Origin of the sequence: Paenibacillus athensensis (assembly GCF_004514475.2) — a bacterium.
GTDB classification, from domain to species: domain Bacteria; phylum Bacillota; class Bacilli; order Paenibacillales; family NBRC-103111; genus Paenibacillus_AL; species Paenibacillus_AL athensensis.
The window spans coordinates 157878-170922 of sequence record NZ_MYFO02000009.1 but is presented as its reverse complement, the minus strand read 5'-3'; the positions used below and the strand labels follow the sequence as shown (position 1 = coordinate 170922).

Annotated in this window: 10 protein-coding genes; 1 reads left to right on the top strand and 9 read right to left on the bottom strand. The window is 57.9% G+C overall.

All coding sequences use genetic code 11. The features are described from left to right. Positions 1-56: 56 nt before the first annotated feature. Entirely contained in the window at positions 57-299 is a 243-nt protein-coding gene (locus B5M42_RS17060) for a hypothetical protein (RefSeq protein WP_134757674.1), read from the bottom strand. Positions 300-461: 162 nt separating this feature from the next. Further along, positions 462-1679 (bottom strand): lysophospholipid transporter LplT, encoded by a 1218-nt coding sequence (gene lplT, locus B5M42_RS17055; RefSeq protein ID WP_134757676.1) that lies wholly within the window; start codon positions 1677-1679, stop codon positions 462-464. A 169-nt stretch (positions 1680-1848) separates the two neighbouring features. On the opposite strand from lplT, the gene B5M42_RS17050 reads away from it, so the two are divergent. Then, positions 1849-2832, top strand: coding sequence for a bile acid:sodium symporter family protein (locus tag B5M42_RS17050; protein ID WP_134757678.1), 984 nt, complete (start codon positions 1849-1851; stop codon positions 2830-2832). Between the two features lie 88 nt (positions 2833-2920). Here the strand turns inward: B5M42_RS17050 and B5M42_RS17045 are convergent, their stop codons facing one another. From B5M42_RS17045 to B5M42_RS17015, 7 genes are all read right to left on the bottom strand, one after another. Further along, positions 2921-4099, bottom strand: a complete 1179-nt coding sequence (locus B5M42_RS17045) for an eCIS core domain-containing protein (protein ID WP_230632964.1) — start codon at positions 4097-4099, stop codon at positions 2921-2923. 239 nt (positions 4100-4338) lie between these two features. Next, positions 4339-5715 carry a PP2C family protein-serine/threonine phosphatase gene (locus B5M42_RS17040; protein ID WP_134757682.1) on the bottom strand — a complete coding sequence of 459 codons (1377 nt, stop codon included), beginning with the start codon at positions 5713-5715 and terminating at the stop codon, positions 4339-4341. A gap of 54 nt (positions 5716-5769) precedes the next feature. Further along, entirely contained in the window at positions 5770-6105 is a 336-nt protein-coding gene (locus B5M42_RS17035) for an STAS domain-containing protein (RefSeq protein WP_134757684.1), read from the bottom strand. Beyond that, positions 6102-6545, bottom strand: coding sequence for an ATP-binding protein (locus B5M42_RS17030; RefSeq protein WP_134757686.1), 444 nt, complete (start codon positions 6543-6545; stop codon positions 6102-6104). Before B5M42_RS17030 ends, B5M42_RS17035 begins: the two co-directional genes overlap by 4 nt. A gap of 117 nt (positions 6546-6662) precedes the next feature. Continuing rightward, entirely contained in the window at positions 6663-9707 is a 3045-nt protein-coding gene (locus B5M42_RS17025; protein ID WP_134757688.1) for an MFS transporter, read from the bottom strand. A 15-nt stretch (positions 9708-9722) separates the two neighbouring features. Beyond that, positions 9723-10262, bottom strand: coding sequence for a GNAT family N-acetyltransferase (locus B5M42_RS17020; protein WP_167690361.1), 540 nt, complete (start codon positions 10260-10262; stop codon positions 9723-9725). Positions 10263-10282: 20 nt separating this feature from the next. Further along, complete coding sequence (locus tag B5M42_RS17015) at positions 10283-13042, bottom strand: HAMP domain-containing protein (protein ID WP_134757691.1); 2760 nt, start codon at positions 13040-13042, stop codon at positions 10283-10285. Between the last annotated feature and the right edge of the window lie 3 nt (positions 13043-13045).

Here is a 13045-nt window from a genome sequence, read left to right as displayed (position 1 = left end):
CTTGCGACCGGCCCGGCGCTGATCCGCCACGCCCGGCAGCGCCGGGCTTTTCACATCTATTTCGACCATTGCAGCTCATAATGCTGCTCCAGCACGTTATCGGAAAGCGGCTGGATTTTGCGGATTTCATGCATACGCTGGCGAAGCAAATTCATTTTTTCCTTGTTCAGCGAGAGCAGCCGCTGCGAAATTTCAATGCGCTCCAGATTGACGCTTAGCTGCGTCATCAGCCGTTCATGCTTTTGGGAAATCACCTCAAGCCGCGAAAACATGAACTGTGCACAATCTCTCTCTCTCATCTGTCGACTCCATCCTTTTGCTTGTTCATTAGATGTTGCTATTACGCTTGACCCCAACTCCGAAATGATCATACTAAACATTCCCTTCGAACATTGTCGAAATGACAGTGTCGAAAAAAATTTACCCCCCATTCGGCCTACTAGCTGTCAGCGCATGCGACATTAGCCGCCATGCCCCCGCTCCGGTCGCTCTGACGCAGCAACCCAGCGTTTGACCTTGCCCAGCTGGGAATGCACATACAATAAGAACAACAGCAGCACACAGCCCATAATGACCACGGACAAGTCAATGGCTACGTGCAGTGCGTTTAACGTTGTGAAGAAGCCAAGGCCAAGCACCGTCAGTGAATTTTCCACGAAATTTTGAATCGCAATCGCTTTGCCCGCCCCGATCAGCGCTTTGCCCTCTTCCTGCAGCATCGTATTCATCGGAATCAGAAACACGCCGCCGGACATCCCGATCAGCATCAGCAGGATAATCGTCAGCACGAGACTGTGCTGATACGCCGTTGCCATCAGCGCGCCGACCATAACGTAGCCGAAGATATAGGCGCGATGCAGCTTGCCGGCCGGTACCAGCCGCGGGATAAAGAACGCGCTCAGCACGACGCCAACAGCGGTTACGCCCAGCATCAGCGACTGCTGCGAGGTCTTGACAATGCCGAGATTGGCCGGTAGCCAGGCTATCAAAGCAATCCGCAGCACGGAGGCTGTCAGCCAGAACGATCCGGTGCTGATCAGCGAAAAGCGGGCCCGCGGATTCGCGAACACCTTGCGCATATCACCGAAAAACTGCCGTGCCGAGGCCCCGTAGCGAATCGTCGGGTTGCCGGCTTTACGCGGAATCGCATAGGTCAGTGCAAGGGAAAGCATGTACAGCGCCAGACAGACAGCCACGCCCAGCACATCGGACACCGTCGCGAGGAATCCCCCGACGACCGTGCCAAGGAGAATCGCAAAAATCGTCGATCCCTCCACCATTGCGTTGGCCCGCAGCAGTTGGTCCTCGCTGTCCGTCAATTCAGTCAAAATGCCGTATTTAGCCGGCGAATATACCACAGCGCCGATGCCGAGCACCACATAACAGAGGATCGGCCATACGCCGAGCATCAGCAGCAGCATGCCCGCTCCCTTGAACAGATTGCCCAGCAACAGCACCTGCGATTTGGCCCTGCGGTCGGCCAGCGCTCCGACAACCGGAGCCAACAGCACATAACCGAGCAAAAATCCGATCTGGATATTCGTAATCGTCCCTTCCGGATTGGCAACCCCGCGGTGCGTCAAAATCCCGATGATAATAAAAAAGTTCAGATTGTCCGCAAACGCGCTCAGAAATTGCGTCCAATACAGTGAATTCAGCGCCGTTTGTTTGCGCTTCATGCCTGTTCCCCCATTCGAAAATAATGTCAGGTATTTGTACAGCGTATCATTTTGTGAACGCAAAATCGATCATAGCATGAGCGAGCAACGCCGGAAAGGATTTATGAATGCCTCTTCCTGTGCTACACTCAGAGAAGCTTGTTCGATCGGCTGAAGGAGGCTATGGCTTGTGCTAACACAATTGAACCGCCGTCTTGAACGCATCCTGCCGCTGATTACGCCATTCAGCGTTGCGCTTGGCGTGCTCGCTTCCGGTCATCTATCCCCCTATACGTTTCTGTCCCCGTGGATTTTTGCCTTCATGACCTTTTCCGGCAGCATCGGCTCCAGCCTGCGGGAATTTCTTCGCGTGTTCCGCCAGCCTGCGCCGTTATTCGTCGCTTTGCTGATTCTACACGGCATCATGCCGCTGCTCGCTTGGGCGCTCGGGCATGCCGCCTATGGCAACGAGCCGCTGACGGTCACCGGCCTGCTGCTTGCCGCCGCCATTCCAACCGGCATCACCAGCTTCGTCTGGGTGACCATTCATCGCGGCAGTACGGTATTAACGCTATCGATCATCTTGCTGGACACCTTGCTCGCCCCTTTTGTTGTGCCTTACACCCTAGAGCTGCTGGTCGGCGCGCGCGTGCACATGGACATCTTGGGCATGATGCGCGGCCTCGTGCTGATGATCGTCTTGCCTTCCCTGCTCGGCATGCTGCTGAATCAATGGACGCATGGGCGCGTCAAGGACATCTGGGGACCGCGACTCGGTCCCTTCTCCAAGCTTGGCATGGGCCTCGTCGTCGCCATCAACGGCGCTGTCGTCGCCCCTTACCTGCGCAGCCTCGATGCGCGCCTGCTCGGCCTCGCCGCCTTCGTGCTCGCGCTCGCTGCGCTCGGCTACGTCCTCGGCTGGCTCGCGGCGCGCCTGATGCGCAGTTCGCGCGAGACGACCGTCGCGCTCACCTTCAACGCCGGCATGCGCAATATCAGCGCCGGCGCCGTGCTGGCGGTGGCCTACTTCCCACCGCCAGTCGCCATCCCCGTCGTGCTCGCCATGCTGTTCCAGCAATCGCTGGCCTCGCTCTTCGGGGCTGCCCTGAGCCGCTTTGCCCGCTCGGCGGCAGCGGAACCCGCCGCGGCGCGCGCGCATGAAGAAACCGCCTGACCGTCCCATGTCGGGAACCGTCAGGCGGTTGGTTTATGCTTGCGCGCCGCGCGCACGCGCTCGGCGCAATCATCTACTCTGCTAGGTCTTACGAGCCCTGCTGCAGCACATGCGTCAATTCATGTCCCAGCAGCTCCTGCCCTTTATGACTATCCGGATTGTAGTTGCCCTCGCGGAAGAAAATATCATTCCCTGTCGCAAAGGCTTCGGCGCCCAGCGATTCAGACACCTCGCTGGCCTTGGAGCCCGTGTGAATGTTCACATTGCTGAAATCCGCGCCAAAGGCCGATTCCATCTTCGCTTGAATCGCGCCGTCCATCTTCTGGCCGCCGCCCTTCATCGAATTAATTTCGGACTCAACACCCGCGGATGCATCAAACCCGTCCTCAGACCGCGGCATCGCCTGGCGCTGCACCATGCCCGAGATCGGCTTCGTCGCGATCTCGTCCTCCATAGCTTCGCGCTGCACCATGCCCGCAATCGGCTTCGTCGCGATCTCGTCCTCCATCGCTTCGCGCTGCACCATGCCCGCAATCGGCTTCGTTGCGATTTCGTCCTCCATCGCTTCGCGCTGCACCATGCCTGCAATCGGCTTCGTTGCGATTTCGTCCTCCATCGCTTCGCGCTGCACCATGCCTGCAATCGGCTTCGTTGCGATTTCGTCTTCCATCGCTTCGCGCTGCACCATGCCTGCAATCGGCTTCGTTGCGATTTCGTCCTCCATCGCTTCGCGCTGCACCATGCCCGCAATCGGCTTCGTTGCGATCTCGTCCTCCATCGCTTCGCGCTGCACCATACCCGCAATCGGCTTCGTTGCGATTTCGTCCTCCATCGCTTCGCGCTGCACCATGCCTGCAATCGGCTTCGTTGCGATTTCGTCCTCCATCGCTTCGCGCTGCACCATGCCTGCAATCGGCTTCGTCGCGATTTCCTCGCCTTCCATATCGTCGCGCTGTACCGAATCGCCGCCGCCCGCCGCTCCCTGCGCCGAAATCTGGTCCGCTACCATCTTGCCCATCTTGTCGGCTTCCTGTTCATACACATCGCCGACCGGACCTACGGTCATCTTCGTCTGAATCGTCATCTTCGAGCCGAGCAGGCTGCCCAGCGCCCGGTTGCCGATCGAGCGCTGCAGGTTCATCACGCCGGATGACGGAGCCGTATCGGTCCGCGCCGCAGCAGCTGCTTCAGACTGATGAGCCGTCGACTTGCGCTGCATGTCGGCGGCTTCCTGACTTCTTTGGATTCGTGTGTGGTTGGTCGGCATGTAGATCCCCCTTCGCCTAATCGGACACCGGAAGCGCCCCTTCATCGATCCGTTCCGGGCGCTTCGTTCATTCTTCTAGCATTATACCATACTTTAGCAATTTTGGAGAGAGCCATTTTTTGCCGTCCGCCGACGCAATAACGTGCGTAATGACTCTTTTGCAGCACGCCCTTGGGCTCGCTTCCGGCACCACGGCACCGGCGATTGACCTCCAAAGTCAAACCGCACGAATCTGTCGTCTATCCCGCCCTCAGCGTCCGCTCAATCGCCAAAACCGCGATATCGTCGGACTGCACCGCTCCGCGGGCGAAGCGGTCGACGTCGGCGACAATGCTTTTCAGCAGCGTTGCCCCGCCGGTCCGCTCCCGGCTGAGCAGCTCCTGCAAACGCGCCGTGCCGTATTGCAGCTGCTGCGGATCCTCCGCTTCGGAAATGCCGTCCGTATACAGCACCAGCCGTTCGCCCACCTCCAGCCTGTTTTCATTGTCGGCATATTCCGTGTCGTCCATGACGCCCAGCGGCAGCCCTTTGCGCCCGCGCAGCGGCTCGACTGTACCGTCGCTCCTCACCACATAAGGCGTGCAGTGCCCGCCGTCGCTATACAGCAAACGGCCCGAATCCGTATCGAGCATCCCGCAAAAAATCGTCGCAAACATTGCCGAGTCATCCTTATACAGCTCGCGGTTCACCTGAGTCAGCAGCTCGCCCGGCGTCATGCCCTCGCGCACCTTGCCCTTGATCAGCGTCATCGTGGCAGCCATGAACAACGCGGCCGGAATCCCCTTATCCGATACATCGCCAAGCGTAAAGAACAACCAATGATCCCCCAACGGGAAAAAGTCGTAAAAATCGCCGCCAACCTCGCGGGCCGGCCGAATCGTCGCATCGACGCCTGCCGGAGCAGACGCCGTGCCGCTGCGCGGCAGGAAGCCCATCTGGATCTGATTGGCGATGCGCAGCTCGCTCTCCATGCGTTCTTTGGCCGCAACCGTGTCCTTGAGCGCATGCAGCGACTTCTCCAGCGCATCGTACAGCATAGCGTTCTCCAGCGACATTGCCGCCGGCGAAGCCACCGATTGCAGCAGCTTCAAGTCGCGGTCGCTAAAAATTTTGCCGCCCCGCTTGTTCAGCACCTGCAGCACGCCGATCACCTCGCCCTTGCTCATCAGCGGCACGCACAGCATCGTGCGCGTGGCGTAATCGACGCGGTTGGCCACCTTGGACGACCAGCGCTCGTCACGGGCCGCATCGTCGATCTTGACCGGCTCTCCGGTTTGCGCCACCCAGCCGGCAATGCCTTCGCCCATCTTCAGCCGGATTTCCCGCACCTCGTCGCCCTTGCCGCCCAACGCCAGCTCGAAAAACAAATCGCCCTTCTCGGCATCGACGAGAATGACCGAAGACGCTTCCGCGTCCATGATGCGCTCCGACGTTTCCATAATTTTTTGCAGCAGATCGCGCTTTAAAATCGTCGAGTTTACCTCCAGGCTGACCTCGAACAGCTGCAGCGTCCGCGTCAGCTCACGCTCCGCCGCCTGCCGCCGCCGCTCGCTCCAGCCCCACGCCGCCAGCGCCGCTACCGCCAGCACCATCAATCCTGCCGCTATGATGTACATCTCACCGCTCCCCCTCTTCCTGCAACGCCTCAACGCCGCAGTGCTTCAGCGCCGTTAGCGTACCGCATCAAGCGCCTCGTCCGCTGTCGGGTAAATGGAGAAAATCGCGCTGAAACCGGACATATCGAATACTTCCTTCACATTGTCCGTCATGCGAGTCAGCGCCAGCTTCCCCTGAATCGTCTTGGTTTTCTTGGCGGCCACCAGCAAGCTGCGCAAACCGGCGCTGCTCACGTATTCCAGCTCGCCGAGATCGAATACAAACCTGCTTTTCCCCGCTTCCACCAGTTGCAGGAACCGCGCCTCCAGCGTGCTGGAAGAGTTGCCGTCCAATCGTCCGCCAATCGTCAGCAATACTACGTCGCCTTGCGCTTGTTCATTGATATTCATAGCTCATTCTCCTCCAAAGGGGCCTGCAGCTTTTTGCTCAGCCGCAATCTGTTTTGATTGTCCTTGCGTTCATAATGCAGCTCATCCATCACCTGACGTACGAAATGAATGCCCAAGCCGCCGATCCCGCGCTCCTCGACGCTCAGGTCGGTTCGCACCTCGGCCCGCTCCAGCGGATTGAAGGCTATGCCTTCGTCGACCAGCAACAGCGTCAGCCCGCTGCCGCTCACGCCCAGTACAACGTCAATTGCTTTCGTGCCGGGCGCTTCATTTTTGTAGCCATACATAATCGTGTTGGTTACCAGCTCGTCGCAGACCAGATTCAGTTGAAAGCACGTCCGCGCATCGATGCCGAACTGTTCCGCACAGCTGTTCAAAAAAGCCGTCAGCCGGTCCAGCTCGCCCAAATCGTTGCCCAGGGTAATCGCCGCTTCCGTCAATCGCCCCTCCTCCTTCTGCCGCCCGGCGGGGCGGACTTCGTCGGTTTACCCATATCCTTCCGGCTCAGGCCGGAGACTCCGCTTGCGCCGGAGCACACGCTGCAGCCGGCTGCAGGTCTACGCCATTTTCAACAGCATGTTCTCCAGCAGCCGGACCCGGGCGCTTGACGCGTGCAGCAGACCGATGCCGATCTCCGGATACAGCCGCACCAGCCGCGACAAGCTCTCCCCTTGCAGCGCCAATACCCGCACCTCGTCAAAAATCGCCTGCGCCGTCACCGCCGACGGCGACTGGTCCAGAGCCGTCGTTTCGCCAAACGCCATCTTCGGCCCCAGCACGCCGATCGTTCCGGCTTCTTCGCCTCCGGTCTCGTTGCTCAGCTCGACATTACCCTCGATAATCAAATACATCGTGCCGTTCCGCTCGCCGCGACGCAGCAAATACGTCATATCGTCATGTATCTCTTCCTGCGCGATGCCGGCAATCAAACCAAGCTCATCCACGGAAAGATCAGCGAACAGCGACACCTGCTTCAAGAAAATCACCTTGTCCAGCATCGACAAAAACTTGCGTTCTTCCTTCATCTCATCGCGCTCCAATCTGCTTGACGCATAAGTGGCAATTTGCTTCAGCCAATCGTCCGACCATGATGCCGCCTCGCGCAGCACCGCCTCGGGCCCGTCCGCCAGTTGACGCGCGCCGCCCGTATCCTGCCGCAGCAGCTCCAGCAGCGCAGCGGCCAGTCTCCGGTCGCCCAGCCCTTCGGCCAGCACCTCCAGACCGTTGTCGCGAACCTCTTCGCTTTCGTCCTGAATCGCCTCGCGCAGCGTCTGCACAACGCGTTCGTCGGCGAGCTTGGCCATCACGGCCCAAGCGCCGTCGCACAGCGCCTCGTGCAGCTCCCTGCAGCGCTGCTCCGCCAGCTCGGCCAGCCCCTTCAGTCCCAGCGCGCCAAGCGCCGCGGGCAAATCGCGCTCCGAGCTCGAATCGAGCATCCGCTGCACGCACGGCTCGACCAGCTCCGCGCGCACCCGCGCCTCGTCCAGCAGCGAAGACAGCGCCGTTACCGCTGCGTTCCAAATAAACGGGTTGGCATGCTGCAAGCTGTCGGTCAGCGCCGGCAGTCCCTTCTCGCGCATCTCCACCAGCGCTTCGAGAATCGCCCGCCGCAGCTCCTGATCGGCCATCGGATACATACCGAGCAGCATCGGCAGCGCTTCGCTCGCTTGCAGCTGACCCAGACAGTCGACAGCCGCCACCTTGACGGCCGGTCTGTGGTCATCGAGCAGCGACATAACCCAAGCGCTGTAGCTGGCCAGCTTCAGCTCGCCGACCGTGCGGCAGCCGTACACGGCCCATTCGCCGCCGTTGTCCAGCATCTTGATAATCGCCTCATCGCATGCGGCATAGCTCTCCTCGCTTTCCAGCGCATATAGCGCCTTCACGCCTTCGGCGACAACGCTCGGGGCGTTATCGAGCAGCTTGACGCGAATGAAGAAATGCGACTGGCTTTTCAAATGCGTCGCTTTGGAGATCAGCTTGACGCATTCGGCCCGCACCCCGGCGTCTTCGTCCTCCAGGAACGAAGCCACCTGCACCAAATCCTGAATCGTGGCGCCCTGTAGATTCATCGCCCGCAGCACCGCGATGCGAATCCGCGAGTTGCCTTCCCCGATCATGCCGATCAGATGCGGCAGAAACGCCGAATCCTTGGCCTTGCCGATCATCTCCAGCGCCAGCTCGCGCACGTAATCGTTCGGATGCTGCAAATAGTCCAGCACACCGGACAGCGCCTTCGAGCTGCGCATCCCCCCGATAAACGACGCGGCGATTTCGGACAGGTCCGCATGCAGCGACTGCACGCTTTTAACCAGCTCCTGAATGTACAGATGGCGGCCGAACCAGGCAACGGCAATCAGCAGCACCGCCAGCCCGACGCCCATCCACGCCAGCGGCGACAGCTCCAGCCAGCCAAAGGAATACAGCATCGAGAAAAACGAACCGATCAGAATCCCGCCGGAAGCGGCCAACCCTTGGGCAAAATAGCGATAGCCGTCGCGCTCGTTGACCGGCATCATTTTAAAGAACAGCTGATAGCACGGCTCCGCAATATAATACAACAGAATGTAGAATATCGCGTACGAGCCCGACACCATGCCCAGCCCCAGCGACGTACCCAGAAAAGCAGCCGTCAGCACGAAGCCGCCGAGGAAAATAATCGTAATGGCCAGCAGCATATTGCTTGCGCCCAGCCAGTTCATCAGCCGCGTCGACACCACCTGGAACAACAGGCAAATCGTAAACTGGATCGCCGTAATCATCCCGTAAAACGAGGTCAGCTCCCGCTCCTCCGGAAAATGGATTTCAGCAGCCGTAAAGTACTGATATTCCATCATAAAATAAATCGCCGGCATCAGCGTCATCAGCGCCACTGCGCATAAGAGGAACGGGCTGCGCGCGATCTGCCGCAAATAATAGCCTGACGAGCGCGCTTCCGGCTCGGGAGCCGCTGCCGCCAGCCGCTTATCCTCGCGAATCGTTAGCGGCACCAGATAGCGGGCGAGCGCCTTGCGGAAAAAGATAAATCCCGCAATCATCATGAGCGGCGCAAGCGCGTATACCGCCTCCGTACCGAAGAACCGGCCAATCTGGCTGGCGATCAAGCCTGCGGTAATGCCTCCGGTCGTCGTCGAAGCGACGAAAATCGGCATCAGGCGCTTGGCCTGCTGCGTCGGGCACAAATCAAACGCCGTGCTCCACAGCAGCAGCGTCAGCTGCCGCACAACAAAATTGGACGTAAGGAACAAAATCGGATAATAAAAGCGAAAATCGAAGCCGCCAATCCGGAAAATCAGCAGCACAATACCGTTAAACAACAACGCGCCGATCATGATCAGATAAAGCGTTCTCATCATTTTGGCCTTGGGCAGCTTTTCGGTCAGCTTGGCCAGCAGCCAGCCCTCGGCCGGCATAATCGCTGCTTCCGCTATGTACACGTAAGGCAGGAACTGCACACCAAACCGTTGGTTAAAAAATGCCATGAAAGCCGTATAGTTCAGCGACTCGGCAATTCCGCTAAAATAGAAAATGGGAAGCATGATCCATAGCTTCCGTAAATCCTCGCTGCGCAGACCCAGCCATCCCGTTACTTTTTCACGCATGAACCCCAGTCCTATCTATACAATCTGAAGCCCGCTGGACAGCTTTTTGTGGAACGCGAGCCTCGCTTCACCCTCATAGTAATAATCGGGATATGTACCGATATGCACAAAGCCGTTCATCACGAACAGCTTTTGCACCGGCTTGTACTCCGGCAAATCACACGTATATGTCAAAATATAACGTCCGTCCATCTTGCGTACGAACGCCTCCAGCGACTGAAACAGCAGACTGGCCAGACCCAGTCTGCGGTAATCGCGATGCACCACGAGATAATCCCAGAGATAGCCGTCGGTGCGATGCTCGTTTTCCTTGCAGGAGGTGACCGCAATAATGCGGCCCTCCTCATTTTCTATATACCAGTGGCGATGATTGCGCTCCTTCAGACTGGCCAGCGGCGCTCGGCGAAAGTGCTCCAGCTCGCCCGGCGTGTGGCGTTGATCGTCAAACGACATTTCCGACAAATAGAATTCGCTTACCCGCGTTGCGTTCTGCTCGCTGTTCAATTCCTGCACGCGCGGCACCCAGCTTGCTTCCAGCTTATTGATCGCATTCATACTTCGTCGCCCCCCAACTTTTAAGAAACCGATAACGTGCCGTTCCAGCCTTCTGTCGTACCGTGCTGATAAAACTCGTCGCATAAGTAGAAATACAGCTGCGCCGCTTTATCCAGACGATTCTGCTTGATGACCATCAGGAAAGCCTCGCGTGCGTCGTAGAAGCGGCCGACCTGGTAATACGTGACGGCTTGCTCGAACAGCGCCTTCGTCTTTTCCTTCAGGACGCGGAACGTGTCGGGATCGCCCTGGTAGACATCATACAACTGCAGCGGCTCCTTAAAGCCATCCAACTGTACAAGCCCCAGGCTGCGGTATTGAAAACGGCTGGCATCGCCAAGCGCGCCGACCACACTGTCGGTAATGAGAATCGATGCGCCAAGCGGATCGGTCAGCTTTTCCAGCACACTGGTCAGGTTGACGCCGTCGGAAATGACGTTGCCTTCGAGCCGCTGACCTTCGCCGATAATGCCCAGCCGCAACGGTCCTTTATGCAGAGCCAGACCGAGCTCGACCGGAGCGTAGCGCATATTGCCGCGATGCATATTGTAAATCTCCAGCTCCTTGCGGATTTCGATACAGGCGGTCAACGCCTCGTCGGCCTTATCCGGAAACAGGGCCATGAAGCCCGAGCCGAGATATTTGTTGACCATCCCCTGCCGCCCCCTTACAAAAGGGCCGAACCGCGATAAATACGAGTTGACGAAATTGAAGTTTTCTTCCGGCGTAAGCGATTTGGACAAGGTGAAAAAATTGCGGATGTTGAACATCATCACCGACATATTCTCTTCCACCTGATCGCCCAGCTCGACCTCCAGAATGCTCTCCTTTTCCAGAAAGCGCAGGAACTGCTGCGGTACGAAACGATAATACGACTGGCTGAAATTCTCCACCTTGGTGATATAATCGCGGATGTGCGCCGCCATCACATTGACGCTGTCGCCCAGATCGTTGACTTCGTCGCGGGTATTGATTTCCACCTTTGTATCCCAGTTGCCCTTGGCGATTTCGCCCACGCTGTTGCGCAGCTTGCGGATCGGCCGCAATTGCAGGAACGTCGTCAGCATCAGCACAAGCAGCAGACCAGCCGACATATACGCGATGTTATGCTCGATCGATTTCAGAACTGTACGGCGATGCTGCAGCAGCCCCTCCATATTTTTACTCGTTTCAAAAATACCAACGATTTTACCCGAGCTGTTGTAAATCGGAGCGATCGCATACCGCCAGACGCCGGAATCGTCCTCCCATTTGTCAGTTTCGACCTTACCTTCCTTGACGACCAGCTGGTTTTTGTCCGTTGCCGGGAACGGGTTGAACATATGCATCTCGTCGTCGTCTTCCATAATGCGGTAAATTTGGCCATTCTCGTATTTATATACCGCTTTGTAAAAGCCCTGATTGTCATCGCGCGTGTTGTTGTCGAACACCGCCTTGATTTTTTGGCGGAAGGAACGGAACACCGGACCGCGATAGTCGAGCGGCGAGGTCAGGCTCTCCAGCTTGTCGCCGTCGATCAGGTTCTGCCCGCTTTTGGCCAGCAGCACCAGCTCGCTATCCGTTTCATCCTCCATTTTTCTGGCAAAGGACGTATAGATAACGGTCGAAAGCAAAATCATCGCCGCACAAATAATCGGCACGTAGATCAGAACCTGCTTGGCCATCATCGACAGCCGGCGGCGCATCAGATTGAAATAAATCAGCTTGAGCGCATACAGCAGCAGCAGCGCGGAAGCGGCGACAGCCGCCCATACCAGCCATTTGGTAGTTATATACTCTTTGGAATATCGGGCGGCCAGCAGCGGCTCGCTCAGCTTGCCATCGGGCTGACGGCGTACGATTTGTCCGTCCTCGACGATCAGGATGCTGCCGTCGGGGGCTACGCTGCTGGAGGTCGTTTCGAAGCTCAGCTCAATGCCGCTGGCCTGAGCGGTTTTGTCGGTGACGAGCGCTTCCACCATGAACGGATTTTGCGGATCGAAGCGTGTAATCGCCCGATTGTTGAAATCGACGAACACCAGGCGGCCTTGCTGATCCATTCGCAGGCTTTCCGGGAAGTTGCGCCGCGTGCGGTCCAGACCCGGGAGCGGATAGACCATCTCCGAGCTGCCGTCGGTCTTGGCGCGGTAGATTTCCCCGCTGCGAGTGGAATAATAAATATGCTCAGGCGTAATCCCGTCTGCGGTCGTAAAATACTTGCCGGTCGGCAGCGGCACCGTAAAGACGGCTTCGGCCTTGTCGGCGTCCTTGGGCACCTTGTACATCGTAAACTGGCTGACTTCATTGTTGTAGAAGTACAGCGTATCGTCGTGAATCTCGACGTTGCGCAAGCTGCCGAAGCGGTAAAATCTCGGCGTCGCATTGACATAATTTTGCTGAAACAGCATGCCGTCAAACTCGCCGTTCGGCTTGAACCGCACGATTTCTTCGGATTTGACCGTCAGCCCGTATGCGTCCAGCGAAGCGCGAATCGCATACAGATACCCTTCGTCGTCCACAGCCATGTCGTTGAAGCGGTATGCCAGACCGCTCGGGTCGCGCTCGTTGGAAATCGACTGTACGATCGTGCCTTCCTCGTTGAGCTTATAAATCGTTTTGCGCGAATTGACGACCACGTACAGATGGTGGTCCGCGCCAACGACAGCCTTGGACAAGCTGCCAAACAGCTCTTCGCGCTGGAGCGGACTTTCCTGCAGAAGCGTCTTGTGATTGTAGATGTAAGCACCGGCTGCTCCAAGGAGCAGCACGGTCAGCAGCAATGCCGCGATCGACCTTTTCATCGT